This is a genomic window from [Bacillus] caldolyticus (assembly GCF_003595605.1).
Lineage (GTDB): Bacteria > Bacillota > Bacilli > Bacillales > Anoxybacillaceae > Geobacillus > Geobacillus thermoleovorans.
Genome location: NZ_CP025074.1, coordinates 1,323,008 through 1,347,725 on the forward strand (window position 1 = coordinate 1,323,008; position 24,718 = coordinate 1,347,725).

Genomic DNA, 24,718 nt, shown 5'->3' on the forward strand with positions numbered 1-24,718 from the left:
AGCCCACAAATAAAAAAACGGAAGCAGGGATGTTCTGCTTCCGTTTTTTTACTGTTTTCCTTGCTGCTCGATCACATCTTGCAAATCTTTGTCTTTGATCTCAACACCGGCATCTTTCACCAATTTGTCCACTTTTGACTGCATCGTCGCAGGATCAAGCTTGTTCCGTTTGACTTCAAACGCAATTTCGTCTTTCATTTCGTTGAACGACTTTTTCTTTTCTTTGTCCGTCACTTTAATGATATGGTAGCCGTAATCCGTTTTCACCGGATCGCTCACTTCGCCGACTTTCAGCTTATAGGCGGCTTCTTCAAACTCCTTGACCATTTTCCCTGGGCCAAACCAGCCTAAATCGCCGCCGTTGGACGCCGAGCCTGGATCTTGGGAGTATTCTTTGGCCAACTTGGCGAAATCCTCGCCTTTATCAAGCTTCGCCTTTACTTCTTTTGCTGTTTTTTCATCTTTGACCAAAATATGGCTGGCACGAATTTTCGGCTTGTAGTTGTCATAATACTCCTTCAGCTCTTTCTCCGTCACTTTTATGTCTTCAACGGCCGCTTTCGTCCGCAGCAAATCGAGCTTGACCATTTCGCGGATCACTTTTTCTCCGTTCTGCTGCACGGCCAAATCATATTGCGTTCCATACGCTTCCTTGATTCGTTCGATTTCGCGGTCGATCTCTTCATCGGTTACCTTGTATTTTTTGCTCAACACTTTTTCGTCAATCAAATCACGAAGGACGGATTTGCCGACGCGCTCTTTCATCTCATTATAAAATTCGTCTTTCGTAATATTGCCGTTTTTCGTTTCCACAATCGCTTCCGAACCGTCGTTGCTGCAGGCCGACAAAGCCATGAGCGAAACGACGGCAGCGGCCATCATCCATTTTTTCATTCGCTTCACAACTCCTACATCTTTTTTCGATTGAATGTTCCCACGCTTTCAAGCGGCGCAGATCGAATGGCGCCCAAGCGCGCCCAAGAAACAACATGCTCGCCTCTTCAGCCACGACAATAACTATACCATATTTCCAATGAAAAAAAAACCTCTTTCCGCTTTAGTCATCCGCCCATAACATGCACGCTTGCCATACATATGATGAGGATGAAGCGCTCGACAGGCTTCTTCTTGCCGAAAGGGGGTGTTACGATGAGCGCACCTTATTCCGGAGGCTTTGCGTTGATTGTTGTGCTGTTTATTTTGCTAATCATTGTCGGCTGCGCCTGCGTCATCTACTAAACGAAAGAGGGTGCTCCCGCAAAAGGAGCACCCTTTTTTGCCGCCTTCCTTGAAACGAAGGGAGAGGCAACGACAATGGAACTCACTCCATCAAAAGAAAAACATAACAATCCCCGCATCAACCGTCAGAGCAGGGAAAAGTCATGTAAACAACACTTCAAAGTAAGAAGAGATTAATAAAATCGTAATAAGGACATTAATCGTGCGAAAAACCGCCGGCTGCTGCTCCTCCGGGATGTCACGCTGCGCGCAAAGCGAGTGTGTGAGCTGGTTGATAAAAAATAAGACCGTAACCGCCAGGAGGATGAAATAAAGCACCAAAACTGTTCCCCTCCTCTTTGATCTTCACCAAACGCCGCCCATGGCTTTAACTTTACATCGTTCATGGCTGGAAATCAATCATTTTTCTTTTTCCGGACACAAACCGATTTTTCTATTGGTGAATGCGCACAAATTCGGTAAAATATACGTAAAAACGGTCACATTTTCGTCACCAAAAGGAGCACGATATATGGAATCGTTGGAAAAGCGAGTGGCCAAGCTGGAATTTCACCAGTCTCTGCTGATGGAAATGATCGACGAAACGAAAAAACCATTTTATTCCCTCATCATCCGCGCGGATTTGACCAAAGAAGAAGTCGACGCCTTCTTGGCGTTTTGCCAAGAGCTTGCCGACCAATACGAACAGCAAAAAGCGGAAGGGTTGACGATTTTCACTCCCCTGCTCGTGCAGTTTGCTGGGATGCTTCATCCGAACCTTCCGCTGGAACAGACAGTTGACGCTCTTTTGGCCCAACAAATGTTTGTCCCGCTGATGACCGAGCTGAAAACGCTCATTCGCACCATCAGTTAGCCTGGCTGGCCAATTCTTTCTCGTGCTCTTCCGTTTTCGGCTTTCGCTTGACAAGTTTGCCGTCCTGCTCGATAAAATCTTCTTTAATGTTTTCAAACGCCCGCTCAAAAATTTCCATGAAATCATCGCCATAAATGTTGCGGACGATGCACATCATTTCTAAAATTTCTGGAAACTTTCCGTACAACTCGCGCAACGGCAACGCCCCATTGAAAACGGCATTTTTCGTCGGGTCATACGTCTCCATCAGCTTCATCAACACTTCTTCTCCTTTTTCCGTCAACTCAATGTACGTATTGCGCTTGTCATCCTGTTTTTTGGAAAACGAAAGCAATCCTTTTTCTTCTAATTTCTTTGAGAAGTTGAACGCCGTCGACACATGCATCACACCGAACTTGGCGATTTCCGAAATCGAGGCTCCTTTGAAGTGGTAGGCGATCCATAAAATGTGATGTTCGTTAATGTTCAAGTCAAACGGCTTGATCCACCGCTGCCAATCTTTTTCAATCGATTTCCATAGCGCTTTGCTCAGCTGGGCAATTCGTTGGCTGAATAACATCGCCTCTTTGATGGAATAATGCTGTTCTGTCGCTTTCATCGTTCCACCCACTCTTCCCTCACCGTATTTTTTACTCTCCATTATATCAATAAAACAAAAAGGAATAAAGACAAAAGTATTTATTTTTATGATTTTTTTTGCATATTCATAGTAGTAAGCATAAGGCGCTTGGCGCATACAGGAGGAGAATGCCATGGTGTATATACAATGGCTGCTTATCGCTGTCGGATTCTTATTTTTCTGTCTTTTTATAAACGCATTTTTCGCCTTATGGAAAGCGCGGGCGTACCCGCCGAAAGCATTGCTGAAAGAACGGACTTTGCGCTATATTGGAATAGCGTTCATTTGCTTGCTCACCGCTTGGCTTCTCAGCTATGTCTAATACGCGTTAAAAACAAATGGAGCATAAGTATTTTTTTCCTACTCTCTCTTTGATAGCAAAAAACCCGACCAGCAATGATCGGGTTTTTCGCCGTCTACACGTGCGCTGTAACGTTCATCCGTCGGAAAATCGACGATGCGATCGGATAGATGATGGCCATCGCCACTGCGTTCAACGCCGCTGTCGGCAGCACGATGGTGACAAACAGCGCCGAAAACGTCGCTCCGCCCGGCAACCCGACAAGCAAGAGCGCCGCAGCCAAAAACACCCCGCCGGAAATGACCGTGCCGACTGCCGCCAGCACTGAAGCCCCAATGACCGTTTGGCTGTATGCTTTCATCAAAGTCGCTAGGGCAAACACGACAAAGGCGGTGATGATCTTATCGATCATATTCGGCAGCTGTCCGCCCGGGAACGTCGTCGTCATGGCTGAGATCAAGCCAGTGACGACGCCGACAAGGCCGACCGCTTTGACGTTTGGAAAAAGCAAAATCGCCAAAAACATCATCGCCAGCATCATATCCGGCTTCATTCCGAAAAACAACCCCGGAATGACCGCGTGCAACACGGCTCCGATTCCGACTAACAGCGCCATCGATACTAATGCTCTCACATTCATGCTCATCTCTCCTCATCTCTCCTCGTCTATATCTTTTGCTCGAGAATTTTTCTATCATTATATCACTTTGCAGTGTAAAAGTGAAGAAGAAATTTTCAGGCAAAACGGCGGCGGAACTCGTTCATAAACGACGCGAGCGCTTCGCACGCCTCAAGCGGCACCGCGTTGTAAATCGACGCCCGGCAGCCGCCAACCGATCGGTGCCCGCCGAGCCCGACAAACCCGCGTTCTTTCGCCTCGGCGAGGAACGTTTTCGTCAGCTCCTCATTTGGAAGCGTAAAGGTGACGTTCATGAGCGAACGGCTCCCCTTTTCGGCGTGCGGTTTGTAAAAGCCGCCGCTTTCATCAATCGCCTCATACAGCACGGCCGCCTTTTGCTGGTTGCGCTCTTCCATCGCCGCCACACCGCCTTGCTCTTCGACCCATTCGAGCACGAGCGACAGCATGTAAATCGCAAACGTCGGCGGCGTGTTGTACAGCGAATTGCTCTTCTGGTGCGTCCGGTAATCAAGCATCGTCGGCAGCCCGTCCGGAATGCGCTCAAGCAAATCGTTGCGGAGAATGACAACCGTGACTCCTGACGGGCCGAGATTTTTCTGCGCCCCGGCGTAAATGAGGGCAAATTGACTGACATCGAACGGACGGCTTAAAATATCGCTCGACATATCCGCGACCAAGTCAACCGGCGTGTTTGGAAATTCCTTCCATTGAGTGCCGAAGATCGTGTTGTTTGACGTAATATGGACATAGGCGGCGTTTTTCGGCCATTGGACGTCATCAAGCGGCGGAATGTATGTGTAGTTCGCTTCTTTGCTCGAAGCGACGACCGTTGTCAAACCGATTTTTTGCGCTTCTTTCAGCGCTTTCTCCGACCATGCCCCGGTCAGCACATAACAGCCGATTTTCCCTTCCGTGAGGAGGTTCATCGGCACCATTGAAAACTGCAGGCTCGCCCCGCCTTGCAAAAATAAAATGTCATATCCGTCCGGCACATTTAGAAGCCGCTTGAGCCGCTCTTTCGCCGCATGATGGACAGCCTCGTATTCCTTGCTTCGGTGGCTTAATTCCATAACCGACATGCCGGTGTTTTGAAAATTAAGCAGCTCTTTTTGCGCCCGTTCAAGCACCGGAAGCGGCAGCGCTGACGGGCCGGCGTTGAAGTTGTACGCGCGTTTCATTGTCATCCCTCACTTTGCCTCCTGGTAGTCCATTGATATTATTATCCTAGCACGATTCGCAAAAAAAGAAAGAGAATTTTTCGAAAAAAACGCTTTCAAACGAAATCTTCCAAAAAAAGAAAGCCCCTGCTATTGCAAGGACTTCGCTTGTTTCCGCCGCTCGCGCTCCTTTCGGATGCGCTCCATGTAAATCTCCCCTTCTTTTTCAATGAATGCTTCGTCGATTTCCCGCTCACGCGCCGCCGTTTTTACGGTCATATAGCCGCTGAAAATAATGCCGGCAACAACCAAATACACCCACCAAGGCAAACTGAGCATCGCCATTCCCCCTTGTATGCTTGTCTTGTACTTAGTACACTATACGCGCAACAAGGGGGCAGTATGCATGGAGAAAGAGGCGGGAAAGCCGCCTCTTTCTTAGGGACAACGCTTATGCTTCGTTTCGCTTCTTCTTTGTTTTCTTCTTCGCTTTCTTCCACTGTCGGCGCAGCTCGTTCAACTCTTCTTTCGCCTGTTCATACTGAGTCGTCGGGACGATTTCAATGATCGGTTCGATCATGATCATCCCCCCTTTTTCCGCCCCTACTCTTTACTACCCGGATTTTTTGGCTTTGAAACAGACAAAAACGCTGGTTTGTAAAACGAGCGGTTGTCAAGGGCAAAAACGCGTTCCGTAAACTCGCCCGGCTTCACCTTCTCGAGCGCGCGGTCGATCATCGTAATTTTCGCATCCAAATTGTCAATGTAATGAAGCACCTCAGCTTCTTTGACGAGCGGCGGCTTCGGGCTGCCCCACTCCGCCTTGCCATGATGCGCGAGCACAAGATGTTGCAAAATGACAACTTCTTCACCTTGAATGCCGAGCTGTTCCGCCGCCTTGCTGATCTCGCTCACCATGATCGAAATGTGTCCGAGCAAATTTCCTTCAAGCGTATACGCCGCCGATACCGGACCGGATAGTTCAATCACTTTGCCAAGGTCATGCAAAATGACGCCGGCATAAAGCAAATCTTTATTGAGCGACGGATAGAGATGGATGAGCGCCTTGGCGAGCTCGAGCATCGACACGACGTGGTACGCCAGTCCGGAGATAAATTCATGATGGTTTTTCGTCGCCGCTGGATACTCAAAAAACGCCTTTTCGTATTTTTTCAACAAATAGCGGGTAATGCGCTGGATGTTTGGATTTTCCATCGCAAATATGTATTCCATGACTTTCGCCTTCATTTCCTCGCGGCCGAGCGGAGCCTTCTCCAAAAAGTCATCGATGCGCACGGCATCGCCCGGATGAGCAGGACGGATCGAACGGATGCGCAGCTGCAATTTGCCGCGGTAGTTATGGATGTCTCCCGCCACTTTGACGATGCACTCCGGCACATACCGCTCTTCGTCATCCGGCGAGACATCCCACAGTTTGGCTTCAATGTCGCCGCTTTTATCTTGCAAAATCAAAGTTAAGAACGGCTTGCCGTTGCTGGCGATGCCTTTCGTTGCTGATTTGATGAGCAAAAAGAGATCAACTTGTTCCCCAACCTCATAATGGATGATGCCTTTCGCCACTTCGTTCTCCTCCGTTTCTCTGTACGTACTTTCTAGTATATCATAACGGTTAGAGGGCAAAAAGAAAGCCTTGCCGAAACGGCAAGGAAACATTGGCCCAAACGCCCCGTCACGCTGTTTATTTTTTTGTTAGCTGAATGGCCCGTTTTATATCCTTGAAAATGTTCATTCGTCCATACATCAGCACACCGCCTCGATACACTTTGGCGCCAAAATAGATCAGCAAGGCAATCGTCGCCGCTAAAAGCACAAGGCAAAGCGCCACTTCCCACCCCGGCACGGAAACGAGGCCGATGCGCAAAAACATGAGCATCGGAGCGAAAAAGGGAACAAACGAGGCGCCGGTCACGAACGCCGACTCTGGCGCATTCAAGCCAAACATCGCGATCATAAATGCAGCGACAACCAACATCATGACCGGCGTAATCGCCGGCTGCACATCTTCGACCCGGCTGACGAGCGAACCGAGCACGGCAAATAGCACCGCATACAAGAGGTAACCGAGCAAGAAAAAAACGAGTGCATACACAAATATCGATGCCGGCAGGTGGTCAAATCCGAGGAAACGCCACACTTCCTGCCCGCTCGTTTTTAACGCGGCGAAAGCGACGGCGAAAAAAACGAAAAATTGCGTCAAGCTCACAAGAGCAACGCCGATGATTTTGCCAAACAGCTGTTGGACCGGCGGGACGCTTGACACTAAAATTTCCATCACGCGCGACGATTTTTCCGTCGCCACCTCCGTCGCAATCATTCCTCCATACATCAAAACAAACATATACATCGCGAAAAGAAGGACATAAACAAGAGCGCGCGCTTGGTTCAACTCCTCTTCCGTCTTCGCGTTTTTTTCCAATGCCACCTTTTGGAACGGAACCGGTTTGTAAAGCTCTGCCATTTGTTCATCCGTCAGGCCGAGCTTAGCGGCTGAAAGCGCTGTTTTCAGCTGGCTTAGCGCTCGTTTGAGTTCCTCAGGCGTCTGATTGTCCACAATCGTATTGGCATAATACACCGCTTCCGGCAATCCTTCCGCATCCATGGACAATACGAGCAATCCGTCCCATTTGCCTTCTTTGACTGCTTCTTTCGCTTCGTTTTCCATATCCGTAATTTTCGTCAACGCGATTTGGTCATGGCTTACCTGCTTCTCAAGCGGACCGTACAAAGATCCCGTGCGGTCAATGACCGCGACATGAGTCTTTTCATCACCGGTGAAAAACTCGATGATCGGCTGAATGTTGGCCACCCCGATGATCAACAGGCAAGTGATGGCGGTTGTCACAAGAAATGCTTTCGCCCTCAGCTTCGTTCCATACGTATGCCCCGCCACAAGGAAAAACTTATTCATACGCCGCACCTACTTTTTCAATAAAGATATCATTCAGAGACGGTTCTTCCAAGGCAAACAGACGAACCGCGACTTTTCCTGCTATATGGCCGAGTATCGCTTGTGCCGTCTCCTCATTGGCGATTTGCAGCCGCACCCCTTCCGCCGTCCTCTTCCACTGCAAAACGCCAGGAAACCGCGCCAATTCTTCAAACGGCCCGTCCCCTTGAATAACAAGGATTTGTTTGCCAAACGAACGTTTCAGTTCACGCAGCGCTCCAGCCACCACCGCGCGGCCGCGGCGCAAAATGCAGACATGTTCGCACAGCTCTTCCACATGTTCCATCCGATGACTCGAGAAGACAATGGTCGTGCCGTTCCGTTTTAAATCAAGCACCGCTTCTTTCAACAGTTCAACGTTCACCGGATCAAGACCGCTGAATGGCTCATCCAAGATTAATAGCTTCGGTCGATGAAGCACAGCAGCGATAAACTGGATTTTTTGTTGGTTGCCTTTCGACAGCTCCTCCACCCGCTTGTTGGCATAATCGCGGATATGGAAGCGCTCAAGCCAGCGGTCGATTTCTGGAAGAATATCCGTCTTCTTCATTCCACGCAACCGCCCTAAATACAAAAGCTGCTCTTGCACTTTCAGCTTCGGGTACAACCCGCGCTCTTCCGGCAAATAGCCGATCAGATGGCCTTTCGAGTAATCAATCGGTTCGCCTTGCCAACGGATCACCCCTTCCGTCGGGAGCAGAAGGCCTAAAATCATGCGAAAGGTCGTCGTTTTTCCCGCTCCGTTCGCCCCAAGCAATCCGAACATCTCCCCTTCTGGAACCGTCAACGTCAAATGGTCGACGGCCGTCGCCTGACCAAACCGTTTCGTCACCTCAATGATCTCTAAACTCATCCACATTCCCCCAACGTAAAACAAATTTTCCATCCACATTATTAAAACGTGCAGTCTCAAAAAAAGTTTCAGACAGAAGCAGGAATTTGCCTATCAAACCTCTAAATGAAAGAGAAATGAATGATGATTCAGCGAAAGGAGATGGTGACATGCCGATGTATACGTTGACCGCTTTTGAGCGCGACGGAGAAAAATTGCTCGATGAAACGTTTGAAGCAGCCAATGATGAAGAAGCGAAAAAAATCGGTGAACAAAAGCTGCGCGAGCGCGGCTGTTGGGACAAAACACACCGTTGCGTCAATGCCAGCGGCAAGCTCATTTTATTTCACCGCTAATCAAAACACCCCGGGGTTGTTCCCGGGGTGTTGTTATTTATCCAAATATTTCCTTTAATATATTGATTTTCTCTTCCGTATATTCGGCGAAATGCTCGTTGTACACTTTCGGCTCTTTTGGGTTCGCCTGGCGGGTGATTTTCCGCGTTTTCGGATCGACGAATTTGCTTGATGCCCCGCAGCCAAGGCCGATGATCGACTGCTGCTCTTCCATGATCATAATGTTGTATATGCTCTCTTGACCTGGCAGCGCGTAGCCGACGTTTTCAAGGTTGCCGAGAATGTTTTTTTGTCGATACAAATAGTAAGGGACATAACCGTGTTCCTTTGTCCATTCTTGGGCAGCCTTCATCATCGCCTGCACTTCCTCGCGGCTGGCGACTTTGTACTTTTGTTTGTTCTTTGTCATTTCCGACGCCCGTTTAAATGACAGCGTGTGGATGGTGAGCGATTCCGGCATGAGCCGCTCCGTCTCGGCGAGCGTATGCGTAAATTCCGCCAGACCCTCGCCGGGCAGTCCGATGATTAAATCCATATTAATGTTGTTCATACCCATTTGCCTTGCTAAATGAAACTTGTTGATCGTCTCTTCGACCGTATGATGGCGCCCGATCGCTTTTAACGTCTCCTGAATGTAGGATTGCGGGTTAATGCTGATGCGGTCGATCCGCCACTTTTTCAACACTTCGAGCTTCTCCGGCGTAATCGTATCCGGACGCCCGGCTTCGACCGTGATTTCGCGGACGCGGTCGACGTCTGGAAATACGTCATACATATGAGCGTACAGCCGGTCCATCTCGTCGGCCGTAATGCTCGTCGGCGTCCCGCCGCCGTAGTAAATCGTTGTGATGCGGATGCCGCGCTCGCGCAAAAAGCGGCCGACCGCCTCCATTTCGTAATGAAGGCCGGCCAAAAAGGCGTCGACCGACCCTTGGCGGCCGTTGATGGCGTACGCCGGAAATGTGCAATAGGCGCATTTCGTTGGGCAAAATGGAATGCCGATATAGATGCTCACTTCGTGGGCCAAATCGTATAAATCCGGAACGACCGTGAGCTGACGATCCACGATCGCTTGCATTAATTCGATTTTTTCGTTTGTCACTAAATACTCTTCAGCCAGCTTCCGGTGCGCCTCTTCTTTCGAAAGGCCTGAGCGCAAAAGCTGATGAAGCAGCTTGACCGGACGAACGCCGGTCAGCACGCCCCACGGCTGAATGAGGCCGGTAGAACGCTCAAGCAACGTCAAATAGACATGCAAAACGGCGTTTTTCAGCTGTTTTTCGTACGTTTTCCCGTCAGCATCCGCCGGCGTGCTGCATTCATGACTCGCTTCCTCAACGCGCCCGGACGTCTTGTCGAGAAGCGTCCCAGAAACAGCGATGCACCCGTCTTTCTTGACGGAAAACATAACGGCCATATCGGCCTCGGGAAGCGGCGCGAGCGACAGCTCCGGCGCTTCGAAGAACAGCTCGGTCATCACTTCGAGCGGGCGCTGAAACCGTTCCGGATGCGGCAGTCCTTGAATTTCGATCCGCACGTTCATCACCTTTTCTTTCAAACTTCTTTCAGTGTACTGAACGGCTGTTTCCTTCGTCAAGCGGAAGAATGCACCTTTGCCGCCGACTTTATGGAAATGACTCTCGCCCGGCCAACTAGATTAAAAAAGCCGGGCATTCGCTCCGGCCTCATTTTTATGATTTTCGTGAAAACGGCAAGCGCCAGTTGTCCGCTCACGGTTCGCTCCCCGTTCAAGCTGCTTACTGTTTCGTTTTGAGTTTTTGCAAAAACTCGATCCGTTGCTGTTTGCGGAAATGTTCTTTCACCATGTAGGCGACGCCGAGCTGTTCGTTCGAACGCGTCACCCAGTCGGCCGCCCGCTTCACCTCAAGCGGTGCGTTCCCCATGGCGACGCCGAGCCCAGCCGCTTCAATCGCCGGCAAATCGTCAAGGCCGTCACCGATCATCACCGTTTCTTTCAACGATACGCCGATATGTTGAGCCAGCCGGCGCAACCCCGCGAGTTTAGACACTCCTTGCGGGACAATTTCCATTTTTCCGTTTGGCTGCATAATCATATCAATGGACGGAATCGATTTCGTCAATAAAGCGGCCGCTGCATCCCTCTCTTCGTCTGTAGCAAAATATACATCAATTTTCGGCACAGCGATCGGTTCGTCGATCAGCACATCGCCAAGTGAATCGACAAATTGAGTCGGATAGAAAAACGGGTCGCTTGAGGAGAGAACCGTTTGCACGACAAGGTTTTTCTTCACTTTCTTCCGATTGCCGAGCGAATACCGCTCATGCATGAGGCGGATGTTGCAGTTGAAGTTTTCCAAAATTTGCACGATATTAAACGTCCGCTCCTCAGGGATCACGGCGTCAAACAGCCTATCATCAAGCGTTCTGGCAATCATCGCTCCTTGGAATGCAATGAGCATCCCATCAAGCCGCAGCGCTTTCGCCACTTTGCGGGCGGAAAGCAAATTGCGGCTCGTGATTAACGTAACATAAACTCCTTTTTTCTTCACATAGTCGACCGCCTCTTTTGTTTCGCGCGGCAGGCGGCCGTTGTTTTTTAAAATCGTTCCGTCAATGTTGAGCGCCAACAGCTTATACACGGCTGTCTCCCCCTTTTGTCCGTCTCAACCTCTCTTGCCGCCGCCAGCAAGCTGGCGGCCGCTTTGCATTCCTTATCATTTTCATGACTATGACGAAACGGACAAAAAAAGAACACCCGACCGGGTGTTTTTCCTATCTTCCTTCCATGAATGAACGGTGCAACTCCTCAAGCGGCTTCATGGCGATTTGCTGAACCTCGGCAATGGTCATGCTCATTTGCTGCTCGAGCGCCATCAGGCGGGCGAGTTTCTCGTTTTGCTGGGCGAGCGCCATCGCCTTTTGCGCCTGTTCGATTTCATCAGGCAAAATGGCCGCCCCGCGCATCTGTTTTTCATGGAGCTGAAGCTGGATGTCGCGGACATTCGCGAACATTCGATAGGCGGTTTCATCTCGGCGGACATCTTCGTATGCCCGTTTCAGCTGCTGAAACGGCTCGCTCGCCCGAATCGCCTGCTCAAGCTGTCTAGCGAGCGCATGAAGGGGTTCAGACATAAAAAGAGCCTCCTATACGAATATCGTTCACGTTCTAACGTATGCGCCATCTGGCGGCGATATGCCACAGCCTACAGCCATAAGCCAATGACGCCTTGAACGGCGCCGATCAGCCCGCCAAGCAAAGCGCCCAAATACGTAATCATCTTTAGTTCACGGCGGGCGATCGATAAAATGATCGCTTCCAATCGTCGTAATGAAAACGACTCCACTTGGTCGCGGACAATATCCGCCAACCCAAGCTGTGCAACAATCGCCTCGATTTTGTCGCTTAACAGGCAGCTGACCGTTGCCGCCGCCTGCGGGATGAGGCGGTCAAACAATGGTTGCTCGTACGGAGCGATCAGCTCATCAAGCGGGCGATGCAGCCAGCCGCCGCTTTGCACCAAGCGGCGGGCAGCCGACCGCACCGCTTCATCGATGCGCCGGCGGCCGATCATCTCTTCCACGGTTGCGAGCGGATAGTCCAACCATTTGTTCCACTCCGTCCAAAGAAGGCGGGAGAGCACCTCTCTTGTGCCAGCATGGCGCAAAAATTTACCGAGCTCCGCCTGCACCTTATCGACGAAATTGACATTGCCAAGCAACATCTGCAGCATATTTCCAACCATCCCGCGCTCTTGGAAAAAACGCTCGATCATGCTGGAAATCTGCTGCTTTCCCTCCTCGCTGCGAAAGTAGTCAAGCGTCCTGTCGGCCAAATAACCCGCTAGACTTTCGACGCGCGCTTCCATCGTCTGCTTCAACTCCGCTGGCAATACATCGCGTATCGGCCGCAGACGCCACGTTTCGCTCCACCGTTCATACGCTCGCTCAGCTTGCTCGGCCGCCATCGCTTCGAGCCGCTCGGCGGGAGAGCGAATACCGAGGCGTTCAAGCAACTCAGCCGGCGTTTCTTTGCGCGCAAGCCACTTTCGAAGCCATTCCCGCCCCCACTCGGCCATCTCGGCCGTAAAGGACGGATCCATGAGTTTGCGCCGCAATCCTTCCGGCGTCACCAAATGCTCCACGACCGTTTTCCCGAGCTGTTCGGCCAGCTCCCGCCGCCGCTTTGGAATCAATCCCGGCGTAAACGGCAGCCGTTTTCCAAACACGTACATCGGCTCATATGGGCGAAACAGCATCACGATGGCGATAAAATTCGTCACCCCGCCAATGAGCGCCCCGACCGCCACCATAAACAGCAAATAAACGAACGTTTCCATCCTCTTCTCCTTCCGTCCCCGCCGCTGTCACCAAACGGCGTCCGTCATCATACGATGGCGATATAAACGTTTGCCTAATTGTTCATTATAGAGCTTGCCTGACGAATGCGCAAATGAGGGACTGCGATGAGCAAACAACGAACGATGGCTGTGCTGACGGAAATCAATGAAACAAGTGAACGGGCTGCCTTTGGATCCATCCATCATTTTTGCGAGGAATTGGCGGCATATGCTAGAAAGCGTGGTCTCTTTTTTTACGTGTCCTCGCCGGCGCTTTACTTAGAGGGAGTCGGCTATCAGTGGACCGAAAGCGGATGGGGCAAGCGGGACGTGCCTCCAGCCGATGTCGTTTACAATCGCCTTCACTCGCGCAAGCTCGAACGCTCCCCTTTGTTTGCCGAGCTGCTCGCTCGGCTTGCCGAAGAAAACGGGATGATGTTCAACCATCGCTTTTTGCATAAATGGGAAGTGCACTGCCATTTTGAGCGGCACGAGTACTTGCACCCGCACTTGCCGAAAACGGCGCTCTGGAGCGGTCAACATACGCTTGAGGCGTTCCTTGACGCTTTCCCATCCGTCTTTCTCAAGCCGATCTATGGCAGCCAAGGGCGAGGGATTTTCTGCCTCCAACATTCGGACGACGGAATTTGTCTTCGCCATTCCACTTCCGCTTCAACGGCCGTATATCGTTCGATGGACGCTTTAGCTTCCGCTTTGCGGCAACAAATCCGAACGCCGATGATCATCCAACAAGGGCTTGAGCTTCGCACCCTCGACGGCCGCCCGGTCGATTTTCGCCTGCTTTGTCATCGCGCCCGCCACAATGATTGGCGCGTCACTTCCGCCGTCGCCCGCGTAGCGCCGCCCGATCAGTTTGTCGCTAACCTTGCCCGCGGCGGAGAACTGATGGCGGTCAATGATGTCTTGCGGAAGTGGTATACGAGAGCTGACGCGTTCCAGCAAAAACAGCTTCTGAAAGAAATCGCACTGGAATCCGCCGCCGTTCTCGCCTCGGAAGCGGAGGGACTGTATGGAGAGTTTGGCGTTGATCTTGCCATTGACATCCATGGCCAGCCGTGGATCATCGAGGTGAATACGAAGCCGTCGAAACAGACGGATATGGCCGCTTCCTACCAATCGGTCCGCCCGTCGGCGAAGGCGATCATCGACTATAGTTTGACATTGATGGAGGAAAAGGAGTGAACCGTTTTGCTTTCACTCGGTTTTGTCACCCTTGACGAACAGCAAGACCACACGTATTGCACTGAGGTGGCGAAATGCGCCAGACGCTACGGCATTTCCGTCTGCCGCTTTTCGCCGCTTGGCATCGATCCGCAGACGGAAAACGTCCGCGGCTTTCTCTTTCAAGAGGAAACGAACGAATGGACAAACGCCGTCTTTGCCATTCCGCCATTTTTATATGACCGCTGCTTTTACGGCAATGATGAGCGGTCCAAAAAAGCAAAACCGATTATGAACTGGTTGAAGCAGCGGCCTGACCTCACGTTTTTAGGCTATGGCCTGCCGGGCAAATGGGACGTATATGAAGCGCTCTCCTCTCACCCGCTCTTGTCCGCATACGTGCCTCCGACTGTCCGGCTTGAGCGCGCCGATGATGTGCTTGCGCTTCTCCGCCGCGAACAAGCCGCCATCGCCAAGCCGGTGCACGGCTCCGGAGGACGCGGTATTTGCATCTTTCAAAAGAAAGGGAAGGCGCTGTCCGTCCAAGACAGTCACGGTCAAGAACAGGCCGTCATTGCCCGCCGAAGCGAGCTGGAACAGCTCCTCGCCTCTTGGAGCCGCCGCGGCGAGTATGTCCTGCAGCCATTGCTTCAGCTATCGACCCCGGAGGGTGAACCGTTTGACCTCCGCATTCTTTTGCAAAAGGATGAAAACGGACGCTGGGTGGAGCGGGTGCGGGCCGTGCGAGTCGGCCGACCGGGGGCATGGGTGGCCAACGTCCGCGCCGGCGCGGACATTCGTCCGTTTTCCGAGTGGCTCGACCGCCTTTCCTCTTCAAAACGTCTCTTCGTGCTCGATGGCGTTGAGACGATCATCCGCACGCTGCCAGTTTATATGGATCACACGTTCGGTCCTTTGTTTGAAATCGGCTTGGATCTTGGTGCAACCGACAACGGGGCGGTGTGGATTTTGGATGTCAATTCCAAGCCGGGGAGAAAAGTGGCGCATCTTCTGCCCCCGGAGCAACAAAACGAACTGTACGAAGCGCCGCTTCGGTATTGCTTGTTTTTGGCCAGAGGAGGAAAAGCCAATGACCTACACGTTGATCATTGACGAACAACAAACAAATACGGTGATTCTTCCCGCCACGCTCCAAGCATCTAGGCAAACATCAGCCGCGTTCGGCAGCCTTGTCACCCCATGCCGGGTCATTTCTTCCCCCCGTCTTGTCGACCGTGTGATTGTGGCGCATGACGTTGCCCGATGCTTGTCGATCCCATTTGCCGCTGACGTTCATGTCTTTTTGACCGATGAAGCTGTTCACTTCGGGCCGCTTGTCGGCATTTTGACCGCCGGATTCACAAAGTCGCTCCACCGCCCGGTCGGCAGCCGGAGCTTCTTTTTTGCCAAGTTGCTGGCGCAAGAAAAGCAAGTCGGCGGATTTGCCTTTTTGTTTGGCGCGCCCCATATTGACTGGGAAAACGGCATGACGAACGGCTATTTTTACACAGAGCGCGGCTGGGAACGCCATACGGTGCCGTTGCCGAATGTCGTTTACAACCGGTTGCCAAACCGGCGCGTCGAAAAGGAGGAAACGTTTCAAACGATGACGAAGACGCTGCAAACCACCTACGGCATCCCGATCTTTAACGGGTGTTTTTTCAACAAATGGGACATTTACCGCCGGCTCGCTGCCCATCCGAAGGCGCAGCCGTATTTGCCGGCGACGTCCGCCCACGTGACGCAACACACCATTGAGCAGTTTCTTGCCCGCTACCGTGAAGCGTACATCAAGCCGGCCGACGGCAGCCTCGGCCGCGGCATTTATCATTTAGCGAAAAAAAACGCCTATGAATGCCGGTTCCGCGATGAAAGCGGAGAAATACAAACAGTGCTGTTTCCCACCGCCATGGCGGTGTGGCATCATTTGCTCGCCCATGCGCCGCTTCACCGCTATGTCATCCAACAAGCGGTTCCGCTTCTTGCCGTCAACGGCCGACCGGCTGATTTCCGCGTTCACGTTAACAAAAACGAACACGGCATATGGCAAGTGAGCGCCATCGCCGCCAAAATCGCTGGAAAACAAAGCATCACGACCCATATGAACAGCGGAGGCATCGTCAAAACGCTGGAAGAAATTTTCCCGGATGCCGCCGAGCGCGAAATCATGCTCGCCCGTCTTTCTGACGCCGCCCTTACGCTCAGCCGTTGCCTTGATGAAGCATCAGAAACGTTGATCGGCGAAATCGGTTTTGACCTTGGTGTTGACCAACAAGGAAGGATTTGGATGTTTGAAGCCAATTCCAAACCCGGACGGTCGATTTTTAAGCATCCAAAATTAAAGGACGCAGACGAACGAACAGCGCGGTTGCCGCTCGCTTACGCCGTCCACCTCAGCAAAACAGCCATCACCGAACCCGAGGCGCTTTGGCCATGCTGACGATCGGCTACCGTCCTGACACCGGCGAGTGGGTGTGCAACAGTCCGGGCGGCCCTTATCGATTCGGCAGCGGCTGGGTTGCTCCCGCCGCTGTCCTTCCCGATCTCGTCTTTCCCGTCCGCGAGCAAGATGGACGGGTGGGACCGCTCGTCGGCGTGCTGATCAGCGCCTCGTCCCTTTCCGCTTTGCTGGCTGGGAAAAAGCCGTGGCTTGAAACCGTCATCCGCTCCATCCACAAAGCCGGCGGCATCTCCGTCGTCAGTGCGGCCGCCGGCATCGGAGAGAAAACGGTCTCCGGATATCTATTCGTTCCGACGCTTCATCGTTTCATCGAAGCGGCCGCTCCACTGCCCGATGTCGTCTACAATCGAGTAAAAAGCCGCGAAGAAGAAGAAAGCGAGCCGTTTCAAACGGCGGCTGCCCAGTTGAGCGCCCATGGCGTTCCACTTGTCAACCGCTCTTTTTTCCGCAAATCGGACGTTTATGACGCGCTGCGGTCCGACCGCCGGCTCTGGCCGCATCTATTGCCGACGGCGCCTGTCCAAACAGCGACCGATCTTCGCGCTTGGCTCCGCCAATACAGCTGCATTTACTTGAAGCGGGATGACGGCGCCAGAGGAATGGGGCTGTTTCGTCTCACCGCCTTGTCAGAGACGGAAGCCATTTGCGAATATCCGGGCGGCCAAAAACGGTTCTGCTCGCTCGATGCGCTCGCATCACTCATTCAGTCCGGCCGCTACATCGCCCAAGCATTGGCTGAAACGGACGAGTGGAATGGACGCCGCTACGATTTGCGCGTGCTCGCCCATTGGCACAACGGCCGCCATACGATCACCGGCATCGGTGTTCGTTCGGCCGACGTCGAGTCAGTGACGACCCATGTGTTTCATGGCGGAACCATCCTCCCGTACAAAGAAGTCAAGGAACGCATCGATGAAGCGGCGCTCGAGCGGCTTATTGCCTTGAGCGGCGCACGCCTTGGCGAACGGTTTGGCTTTGTCGGCGAGTTTTCCGCCGACATCGGCGTCGGAAGCGAACAGCAGCTTTACATTTATGAAATCAACGCCAAGCCGATGGTGTTTGATGAGCCGGAGATTGAGGCACGGCGGCTTGAGAGGCTCAATCAGCTGTTTGCCGAGCTCGCTCATCGTACGCCATAGCTAGAAACTGGCCGCTGTAGCGAAGCGCCTGGCGGAACACAGCATCAACCGCTTGTTTGGCGGCTCCATTTAAGCTTTGGCAGACGTTCTGGCATAACATCGCTTTTTCCCACTCAGCCGCCGCCATGGCTTGCAAGAGATCACAACGAGGTGCGCCTGCTTTGCTTTGCTCTCTTTCCGCTCGACCGTCGGCGTTAGCCCCAGCAACTAAATAATGCACGTATTGCCAAAGTTTACGCTGCCGCTCGGCTTCAGCCAAATAGACCGCCCATGCCTCATCCGTTTCCATCTCAGCGAGCTGCCGGGCTTTTTCTTCCGCCGCGGCGGTTGTTTCGAGCAATTTTTTGATCAGCATGATCATCGCGTGCCGCCCCTTTCTTCCCGCTTGTCCTCTTTCATCCATATGAATGGCATGGATAGCGTATGCCTCTTTTGGACAAACTTTAGGAAAAACGATGAGAGGAAGGAGCGAGATGATGGAACGAAATGAAGCCGAGCGCCGGGATTCATTGTACGAAGGACGCGATGAATACTATATGGACATCGACCGCATGATCAACGAAGGGATGGCCGGAGGTGCTGTGTACGGCCACGGCGATGACGTCAACATTGAGGAAGCGCGCGATCTTGTCAAAGAAGAGCCGCCGTACGAAGCCGGCCAGTAAACGGAGCCGATTTTCCCGCCTCGGGAAAGTCGGCCTTTTGTTTTATGAAGCCTCTCCGCTAATGCGTTAGGCAGGGATCGTTCGAAACGACCGCTGTTGGCCAAGCCGCCCGTTCATCCTGCGGCTTTCCCGCTTTCATCCATTGTCTTTCTTTCCATTCGCGGAGATTTGGTATAATGAAAACAACGCCGATTCCTCTTCGGCGTGACATCATCCTTGACGGAAAGTGGTGCGCCGCGATGCTAAAAGAGCTCGAATCGCTTTATGAAGGGGACATCGTCATCAACGGTCAGCCGGAACACCCCGAAGATTACGAATGGTTTTATACCGCCGATGGCGATGAGATCGGCATCGCCAAGCATCGATTGACAGAGCAGGAGCGGCGATTGCTGGCGCTTTTTTTCACCCCCGCCGAGCGCCGACGCGAACCGGAAAGCGAAGAGGAGCGGGCATGGAAACGATGGATGGCAACCGGCGACCCAGCCGCGCTCGCTCGGCTCGCTGCTCCGTATTGCCGGTTCATTCATTTTACAGCCAGCCGGCCGATCGCCAACAAAGAGGAGTTTGCTGACGCTGTTCGCGGCTTATTTTCCTCCCCGGTTGCCATCGTCTGGGAACAAGATCGGCGCGGGCTGATCGTCGAAGCGAAACAAAAGCGGACGACGGAGCCGCCTTCGTTAGCGGACATGGCTGAGGCGCTCGCCGCTGATTTTTATACTGCCATTCATTTATTGATCGGCCCAATCCGCTCCGTCGATGAACGGCTATATGAATCGTTTCTCCTTGAAAAAGAGTGTTTTTCCGCCGCTCGGCGCTTTTGGCCGAAACGAACGGTGTACGAATGGGAAGACGTCATTCCGCTTCCGCTCTTTGAAGAAGGAGCAGTCAGTGAGAAAGCCCGCCGGACCCTCTCGTTTCTTGACGGATTCGACGAGGAGGAAGTGCGGGCGATGGAGACGTTTTTGCAATGCAACTTAAACGTCTCGATGGCAGCGAAAAAGCTGTATATGCACCGCAATAGTTTGCAATATCGAATCGATAAATGGACGGAGCAAACTGGTGTTGACATCAAACGGTTCAAAGGGGCGGCAGCCGTCTATTTGGCTATCTTGCACCGGCGCCGTTCGTAATCCCCCGCTTTTTTGTCATGTCGCCGAAAATCGGCGGCATTTTTTGTGCACCTCGTCCATTTACGAATGTTCCTATTTTTCTATACACTAATGGCAAGAAAACGATTTCGGCGATGAGGAGGATGGTTATGGCAGAACTCATTCTTGATCATATTTACAAAATTTACGACAACAATGTGGTCGCCGTCAAAGACTTCAATTTACATATTCAAGACAAAGAGTTTATCGTATTTGTCGGCCCGTCCGGCTGCGGCAAATCCACCACGTTGCGGATGATCGCCGGCCTTGAGGAAATTTCCAAAGGCGATCTTTACATCGACGGCAAACGAATGAACGATGTGCCGCCGAAAGACCGCGACATCGCCATGGTGTTCCAAAACTACGCTCTGTATCCACATATGAGCGTCTATGACAACATGGCGTTCGGTTTAAAACTGCGCAAATTCCCGAAAGCGGAAATTGACAAACGCGTCCGCGAGGCGGCGCGCATTCTTGGGCTCGAGCAATATTTGGACCGCAAACCGAAAGCGCTCTCCGGCGGGCAGCGGCAGCGCGTGGCATTGGGACGGGCCATCGTCCGCGATGCAAAAGTGTTTTTAATGGACGAGCCGCTCTCGAACTTGGATGCGAAACTGCGGGTGCAAATGCGCTCAGAGATCGCGAAGCTCCATCAGCGCTTGGAAACGACGACCATTTACGTCACCCACGACCAAACGGAAGCCATGACAATGGCCACCCGTCTTGTCGTCATGAAAGACGGCGTCATCCAGCAAGTCGGGACGCCGCGCGAGGTATACGAAAAACCGGAAAACATTTTTGTCGGCGGCTTTATCGGTTCACCGGCCATGAACTTCCTTCGTGGAACGCTGCAAGACGGCAAGTTTGTCGTCGGCCAAACATCGTTTGGCATTCCGGAAGGAAAAATGAAAGTGTTGCGTGAGCAAGGGTATGTCGGCAAGGAAGTGATTTTAGGCATTCGTCCGGAAGACATTCACGACGAACCGCTCTTCCTTGAAGCATCTCCGGCGACGAAAGTTACCGCTCTCGTCGAAGTCGCCGAGCTGCTTGGCGCTGAATCGATGATCTATTTTAGCATCGACAACCAAGAATTGGTCGCTCGCATCGACGCCCGCACGGAAATCAAGCCGGGCCACCGGATTGACCTGGCGCTTGATATGAACAAAGCGCATTTCTTTGACGTTGAAACGGAACGGCGCATCCGGGCGGCGGATGAAAAGTAACCCCCCATTGTTGTTCATATAGATTCATTCGAAGGCGTTCCGAAAAAACGGAACGCCTTTCCTTTCCACTCCATCAACAGCCTTATTCCTTGATAAAACGCACTTCCTCCTCATGGCAAGTCGGACAGTAAAACAAATGAACACATTCATGATTCGTATACGTGCGCAAATAGCCGTCGACAAGCTTCATGACGTCCGCATCCATGTACGGGCTGTAGTCATCGAAATAATCTGTAACTTTCCCATGATCTTCCATTGGTTGCCGGCAGTAGCTGCAATACACCGTCACCCGGCGCAACCCGTTGCACAGCGGGCATACATTCATGCTGCTTCCTCCTCTAAGATGTTCCTTATCTTTACATATTCCCTAATGGTGACGGCGGTAAAACGTTAAAAATTCCCATATTCTCACCATGCATAACAGGCAAAAAACGTCCCAAACTATGAGTACCGCCAGCGAAATCACCCATCCGTTGCAACAGGGACGCTGGCGAAGCCAAAGGCGGGTGGGCCGGTGGGTTCAGCCAAGCTTGGCACACGCCTTGCAGCGTGAAGTGTTGGTGCAAATCCAACCACCCCAACCATCAAAAATTTTTAAGAGGAGATGATCAACGATGGCACGCAACAATAACAACAACCAACTGTTAGTCGCTGGTGCTCAACAAGCCATTGATCAAATGAAGTACGAAATCGCCCAAGAATTTGGTGTGAACCTCGGCGCTGACACGACTTCTCGCGCGAACGGTTCGGTCGGCGGCGAAATTACGAAACGTCTTGTCGCCATGGCTCAGCAACAACTTGGGGGCCAATTCGGAAACATTCAATAACCGCCTTAACGAACAACTTCATATAGATGGCAAACGCCCCGGGCAGTCAGCCCGGGGCGCTTTCATATGGGAACGGGGAGCGAATCAGGCGCCTCCCGCCTGCTCGGCAAGCGGTTGGCTCAATGAGACAAGCACTTTGCGAATGCGCCGATTGTCGACTTGGCGGACGGTGAACGTCAGCGATCCATATTGCAACGTTTCGCCGACTGCTGGAATACGCTCAAACATCTCAAAAATCCAACCACCCAACGTATGCGATTCGCTCCTTGGCACGTCGATGTTCATCACTTCGCAAAATTCATCCAGCGGCAGTTCGGCGCTGAACTCGAAGCTGTGCTCGTCGATTTGGCGCACCGTTTTCACCGCTTCATCATGCTCATCCCATATTTCGCCGACAATTTGCTCGAGAATATCTTCGAGCGTAATGAGTCCAGCGGTGCCGCCAAACTCGTCGACGACGATCGCCATATGCACTTTGCTTTTTTGCAGCTCCGGCAGAAGATCCGACACTTTCATGGACTCGACAACGAACAACGGCTGGCGCAACAAATCGCGGATGCGCACCTCCCGCTTTTGCACAAGCTCGCTGAAAAAGTCGCTTTCCGACAAAATGCCGATCACGTTGTCAATATCCCCTTCATAGACCGGGATGCGGGAATATTTCTCTTCCAAAAACACGTCGCGAATCTCTTCAATCGGCTGGTTCACTTCCACCGCCACCATATCAGCACGCGGCGTGAAAATTTCTCCGACCAAAATTTCATCAAAATCGAGCGAACGTTGGATCAATTCTTTTTCTTTGTTGTCGATGACCCCTTCTTCTTCACTCAGCTCAACCATCACTTTAATATCTTCCTCCGTAACAGCCGGCACAGCCACCCCATTGGCGAACCTCTTGGCGATTCGATCTTTTAAGGCTTGGAGCGACGCCGTAACCGGCGTCATCAACTTCATCAGCCCATAGGCAAGGCCGGCGTATCGGATGGCGAGCTGCTCCGCATGCTCTTTCGCCATCGATTTTGGCAAAATTTCACCGAAGACGACAAATAATACTGTCATCACCGCCAGCGTGGCAAACAAGCCCATCTGTTCCCCAAGCAACGAAACGGCAATGTCCGTAAAGAGCACGACCGTCACGACGCTGGTGAGGCGGTTGGCCACAGCAAGCGCCAACAACACGCGGTCAAGCTGACCGATCACCGCTTGGAGACGCTTATTGTGCAGATGCTCTTCCGCATAATGCCGCAACCGTGCCTTGCTTGCCGAAGAAAACGCGGCTTCTGCTGAAGCGAACAGTGCATTGGCGAGCAGGGAGAGGAAAAACCACCCGAACAACCTTAACGGCCACTCTTCCAATGAATCTTCACACTCCTATGGATGGTGACTATGTTATTCATATCCATTTTTCCGCCGAATCATGCTTTTGACACTCCACACGGCTAAAGCCGTGGGATTCTTGGGTCGTTCGCGTCCTCCTCCATTTCTGGTTCGGACAACGCCCAAGTTTAGGGGTGTGTCATCACCCCGTCCCATCGGGTTAGAGTGTACCCCGATGGGCGGCGCACCTGTGACCAGTGCGCTAGGTTAGGAGGCGAAGCCCGAAATCGCTTTGGCGATGTTGATGGCGCCATTCAAGTCGGCGTGGAGAGTGTATCCACACCTTTGGCATCGGAAGCAGATGCCGTTTCGGTTCGCTTTCTCTCGATGTCCACATTTACACGTTTGGCTCGTATAAGTTGGATTCACCCACTCCACCCGAATGCCTGCCATTTCGGCTTTATAGGCAATCATCGTTTGTAGTTGGTGAAATGCCCAAGAATGAAGGCTTCGTCCTGCTTCTTTAGCCGATGTTGCCCGTTTCCGAATGCCTGTCAAATCTTCCATCCGAATCACGCCAACACCGTTGGCGAGCGCAACATTCACGATTTGACGGCTGATTTTGTGATTTTGATCCTTCATCCAGCGGGACTCTTTGCGGCCGATTTTGCGAATCATATGAAGCTTCTTGGCTTGGCCCAGCCTTCGCCGCAAAGCCGCATATCGTCGGCGCACAAAGGCGCATTGGTTCCCTTTGAAAAACCACGATTTCGTTCCCACGCTGGCCACGGCGATATAGCGAAGCCCTAAATCAACTCCCATCACCTTTGTTTCGTGTCGCGGTTCCACTTCAAATGTGACCGCAACAGCCAAGTACCATTTCTTTCTCTTTTTGTAGAGCTTGGCGGCCCCTTGTTTGACGGTTCCGTCCAGCAGCCGATTCAGCCACGCTTCTTGGTAGGGGCGCGCAACCACTGGCACGCCAATTCGCTTCTCCAGTGTGGGGAAGGAAACCGTGTACAACGCTCCTTTCTTTTCCACCTTTACGTTTTGATTGTTAAAGCAACACCATAATGTTTGAAAATTATGTGTTTTCTGGTTTTTCTTTTGGGACTTCACTTCTCGAATCGTCTGATTGACGACGGCGGAAGGAAACCGCTGCGACGAAAACTCTTTAAATAGTTTGCTCGTTGCTTGATTCAGCTCGGGATGATTCAACAGCCAATTCGCAAACGCGGTATTCACTTTTGTCATCCGTTCATACATGTCTTGTTTGGTTTTCGTCGGCTTGTGCAGTTCCAGCCTTAGTGTGATCGTCGGCATGGATTCACCTCCTTGCAGCAATGACAGGATGCCATTTCCATATGAAGAAAACGGCTCACTTTCATCCCACGCCTAAAGAGCGTGGGCTTTCTCGTTCGCGAATCTGTAAAAGCCACACTTGCCGCGCTAAGCGGAAACAAAGCGATGCG

Annotated in this window: 30 protein-coding genes; 12 read left to right on the forward strand and 18 right to left on the reverse strand. The window is 52.1% G+C overall.

Annotation, left to right across the window (positions count from 1 at the left end; genetic code table 11):
- Positions 1-48: 48 nt before the first annotated feature.
- Positions 49-894, reverse strand: a complete 846-nt coding sequence (locus tag CWI35_RS06905) for a peptidylprolyl isomerase (protein WP_021322512.1) — start codon at positions 892-894, stop codon at positions 49-51.
- Between the two features lie 255 nt (positions 895-1,149).
- On the opposite strand from CWI35_RS06905, the gene CWI35_RS06910 reads away from it, so the two are divergent.
- The gene (locus tag CWI35_RS06910; RefSeq protein WP_021322511.1) at positions 1,150-1,239 is read left to right on the forward strand and encodes a YjcZ family sporulation protein; all 90 of its coding nucleotides are present in this window, start codon (positions 1,150-1,152) and stop codon (positions 1,237-1,239) included.
- A 141-nt stretch (positions 1,240-1,380) separates the two neighbouring features.
- Here CWI35_RS06910 and CWI35_RS06915 read toward each other — a convergent pair whose 3' ends face one another.
- Positions 1,381-1,560 (reverse strand): hypothetical protein, encoded by a 180-nt coding sequence (locus CWI35_RS06915; RefSeq protein WP_011230158.1) that lies wholly within the window; start codon positions 1,558-1,560, stop codon positions 1,381-1,383.
- A 190-nt stretch (positions 1,561-1,750) separates the two neighbouring features.
- On the opposite strand from CWI35_RS06915, the gene CWI35_RS06920 reads away from it, so the two are divergent.
- On the forward strand, positions 1,751-2,092 hold the full coding sequence (locus tag CWI35_RS06920) for a YhaI family protein (protein ID WP_011230157.1): 342 nt from the start codon (positions 1,751-1,753) through the stop codon (positions 2,090-2,092).
- Here CWI35_RS06920 and CWI35_RS06925 read toward each other — a convergent pair.
- Entirely contained in the window at positions 2,085-2,690 is a 606-nt protein-coding gene (locus tag CWI35_RS06925; protein WP_011230156.1) for an HTH-type transcriptional regulator Hpr, read from the reverse strand. The genes CWI35_RS06920 and CWI35_RS06925 overlap by 8 nt on opposite strands.
- Positions 2,691-2,844: 154 nt before the next feature.
- Between CWI35_RS06925 and CWI35_RS06930 the strand changes: the two genes are divergently transcribed.
- Complete coding sequence (locus tag CWI35_RS06930) at positions 2,845-3,033, forward strand: membrane protein YhzF (RefSeq protein WP_013146234.1); 189 nt, start codon at positions 2,845-2,847, stop codon at positions 3,031-3,033.
- A gap of 94 nt (positions 3,034-3,127) precedes the next feature.
- On the opposite strand, the gene CWI35_RS06935 is transcribed toward CWI35_RS06930, so the two are convergent.
- The 7 genes from CWI35_RS06935 to CWI35_RS06965 form a co-directional block, all read right to left on the reverse strand.
- Complete coding sequence (locus CWI35_RS06935; protein WP_011230154.1) at positions 3,128-3,652, reverse strand: tryptophan transporter; 525 nt, start codon at positions 3,650-3,652, stop codon at positions 3,128-3,130.
- A 95-nt stretch (positions 3,653-3,747) separates the two neighbouring features.
- Positions 3,748-4,830 (reverse strand): 3-phosphoserine/phosphohydroxythreonine transaminase, encoded by a 1,083-nt coding sequence (gene serC / locus CWI35_RS06940; RefSeq protein WP_011230153.1) that lies wholly within the window; start codon positions 4,828-4,830, stop codon positions 3,748-3,750.
- Between the two features lie 129 nt (positions 4,831-4,959).
- On the reverse strand, positions 4,960-5,148 hold the full coding sequence (locus CWI35_RS06945) for a sporulation YhaL family protein (protein WP_011230152.1): 189 nt from the start codon (positions 5,146-5,148) through the stop codon (positions 4,960-4,962).
- Between the two features lie 112 nt (positions 5,149-5,260).
- Positions 5,261-5,389, reverse strand: coding sequence for a hypothetical protein (locus CWI35_RS06950; protein ID WP_014194989.1), 129 nt, complete (start codon positions 5,387-5,389; stop codon positions 5,261-5,263).
- A gap of 23 nt (positions 5,390-5,412) precedes the next feature.
- A complete protein-coding gene (yhaM, locus tag CWI35_RS06955; protein WP_011230150.1) occupies positions 5,413-6,390 on the reverse strand; it encodes a 3'-5' exoribonuclease YhaM in 978 nt (325 codons plus the stop codon).
- Positions 6,391-6,508: 118 nt separating this feature from the next.
- The gene (locus CWI35_RS06960) at positions 6,509-7,738 is read right to left on the reverse strand and encodes an ABC transporter permease (protein ID WP_011230149.1); all 1,230 of its coding nucleotides are present in this window, start codon (positions 7,736-7,738) and stop codon (positions 6,509-6,511) included.
- The gene (locus CWI35_RS06965) at positions 7,731-8,630 is read right to left on the reverse strand and encodes an ABC transporter ATP-binding protein (protein WP_011230148.1); all 900 of its coding nucleotides are present in this window, start codon (positions 8,628-8,630) and stop codon (positions 7,731-7,733) included. Before CWI35_RS06965 ends, CWI35_RS06960 begins: the two co-directional genes overlap by 8 nt.
- Positions 8,631-8,779: 149 nt before the next feature.
- Between CWI35_RS06965 and CWI35_RS06970 the strand changes: the two genes are divergently transcribed.
- Positions 8,780-8,965, forward strand: coding sequence for a YhzD family protein (locus CWI35_RS06970; protein ID WP_014194986.1), 186 nt, complete (start codon positions 8,780-8,782; stop codon positions 8,963-8,965).
- A 37-nt stretch (positions 8,966-9,002) separates the two neighbouring features.
- Here the strand turns inward: CWI35_RS06970 and CWI35_RS06975 are convergent, their stop codons facing one another.
- The 4 genes from CWI35_RS06975 to CWI35_RS06990 all read right to left on the reverse strand — a co-directional run bounded on the left by CWI35_RS06975 (position 9,003) and on the right by CWI35_RS06990 (position 13,284).
- Positions 9,003-10,508 carry a coproporphyrinogen III oxidase gene (locus CWI35_RS06975; protein ID WP_031206558.1) on the reverse strand — a complete coding sequence of 502 codons (1,506 nt, stop codon included), beginning with the start codon at positions 10,506-10,508 and terminating at the stop codon, positions 9,003-9,005.
- Positions 10,509-10,722: 214 nt separating this feature from the next.
- Complete coding sequence (locus tag CWI35_RS06980; protein WP_011230145.1) at positions 10,723-11,586, reverse strand: Cof-type HAD-IIB family hydrolase; 864 nt, start codon at positions 11,584-11,586, stop codon at positions 10,723-10,725.
- A 133-nt stretch (positions 11,587-11,719) separates the two neighbouring features.
- The gene (locus CWI35_RS06985; protein ID WP_021322507.1) at positions 11,720-12,079 is read right to left on the reverse strand and encodes a YlbF/YmcA family competence regulator; all 360 of its coding nucleotides are present in this window, start codon (positions 12,077-12,079) and stop codon (positions 11,720-11,722) included.
- 71 nt (positions 12,080-12,150) lie between these two features.
- Positions 12,151-13,284, reverse strand: a complete 1,134-nt coding sequence (locus tag CWI35_RS06990; protein ID WP_042381801.1) for a DUF445 domain-containing protein — start codon at positions 13,282-13,284, stop codon at positions 12,151-12,153.
- Between the two features lie 126 nt (positions 13,285-13,410).
- On the opposite strand from CWI35_RS06990, the gene CWI35_RS06995 reads away from it, so the two are divergent.
- The 4 genes from CWI35_RS06995 to CWI35_RS07010 are packed head-to-tail and all read left to right on the forward strand — an operon-like array spanning position 13,411 to position 18,066.
- Positions 13,411-14,487, forward strand: coding sequence for a YheC/YheD family endospore coat-associated protein (locus CWI35_RS06995; protein WP_011230142.1), 1,077 nt, complete (start codon positions 13,411-13,413; stop codon positions 14,485-14,487).
- A 6-nt stretch (positions 14,488-14,493) separates the two neighbouring features.
- On the forward strand, positions 14,494-15,579 hold the full coding sequence (locus CWI35_RS07000; RefSeq protein WP_020278974.1) for a YheC/YheD family endospore coat-associated protein: 1,086 nt from the start codon (positions 14,494-14,496) through the stop codon (positions 15,577-15,579).
- Positions 15,557-16,906, forward strand: a complete 1,350-nt coding sequence (locus CWI35_RS07005; protein WP_011230140.1) for a YheC/YheD family endospore coat-associated protein — start codon at positions 15,557-15,559, stop codon at positions 16,904-16,906. Before CWI35_RS07000 ends, CWI35_RS07005 begins: the two co-directional genes overlap by 23 nt.
- Entirely contained in the window at positions 16,900-18,066 is a 1,167-nt protein-coding gene (locus tag CWI35_RS07010) for a YheC/YheD family endospore coat-associated protein (RefSeq protein ID WP_011230139.1), read from the forward strand. The genes CWI35_RS07005 and CWI35_RS07010 overlap by 7 nt, the downstream gene beginning before the upstream one ends.
- Here CWI35_RS07010 and CWI35_RS07015 read toward each other — a convergent pair.
- Complete coding sequence (locus CWI35_RS07015; protein WP_011230138.1) at positions 18,026-18,427, reverse strand: hypothetical protein; 402 nt, start codon at positions 18,425-18,427, stop codon at positions 18,026-18,028. The genes CWI35_RS07010 and CWI35_RS07015 overlap by 41 nt on opposite strands.
- Before the next feature lie 115 nt (positions 18,428-18,542).
- Between CWI35_RS07015 and CWI35_RS07020 the strand changes: the two genes are divergently transcribed.
- The 3 genes from CWI35_RS07020 to CWI35_RS07030 all read left to right on the forward strand — a co-directional run bounded on the left by CWI35_RS07020 (position 18,543) and on the right by CWI35_RS07030 (position 21,102).
- Positions 18,543-18,731 (forward strand): hypothetical protein, encoded by a 189-nt coding sequence (locus CWI35_RS07020; RefSeq protein WP_011230137.1) that lies wholly within the window; start codon positions 18,543-18,545, stop codon positions 18,729-18,731.
- 239 nt (positions 18,732-18,970) lie between these two features.
- Positions 18,971-19,861, forward strand: coding sequence for a PucR family transcriptional regulator (locus CWI35_RS07025; protein ID WP_011230136.1), 891 nt, complete (start codon positions 18,971-18,973; stop codon positions 19,859-19,861).
- Positions 19,862-19,989: 128 nt separating this feature from the next.
- Positions 19,990-21,102, forward strand: a complete 1,113-nt coding sequence (locus CWI35_RS07030; RefSeq protein ID WP_011230135.1) for an ABC transporter ATP-binding protein — start codon at positions 19,990-19,992, stop codon at positions 21,100-21,102.
- Between the two features lie 82 nt (positions 21,103-21,184).
- On the opposite strand, the gene CWI35_RS07035 is transcribed toward CWI35_RS07030, so the two are convergent.
- Entirely contained in the window at positions 21,185-21,427 is a 243-nt protein-coding gene (locus tag CWI35_RS07035) for a hypothetical protein (protein ID WP_011230134.1), read from the reverse strand.
- Positions 21,428-21,716: 289 nt separating this feature from the next.
- Between CWI35_RS07035 and CWI35_RS07040 the strand changes: the two genes are divergently transcribed.
- A complete protein-coding gene (locus CWI35_RS07040; RefSeq protein WP_011230133.1) occupies positions 21,717-21,929 on the forward strand; it encodes an alpha/beta-type small acid-soluble spore protein in 213 nt (70 codons plus the stop codon).
- An 84-nt stretch (positions 21,930-22,013) separates the two neighbouring features.
- Here CWI35_RS07040 and CWI35_RS07045 read toward each other — a convergent pair whose 3' ends face one another.
- On the reverse strand, positions 22,014-23,285 hold the full coding sequence (locus tag CWI35_RS07045; RefSeq protein WP_011230132.1) for a hemolysin family protein: 1,272 nt from the start codon (positions 23,283-23,285) through the stop codon (positions 22,014-22,016).
- Between the two features lie 228 nt (positions 23,286-23,513).
- Positions 23,514-24,569, reverse strand: coding sequence for an RNA-guided endonuclease TnpB family protein (locus tag CWI35_RS07050; RefSeq protein ID WP_119877625.1), 1,056 nt, complete (start codon positions 24,567-24,569; stop codon positions 23,514-23,516).
- Between the last annotated feature and the right edge of the window lie 149 nt (positions 24,570-24,718).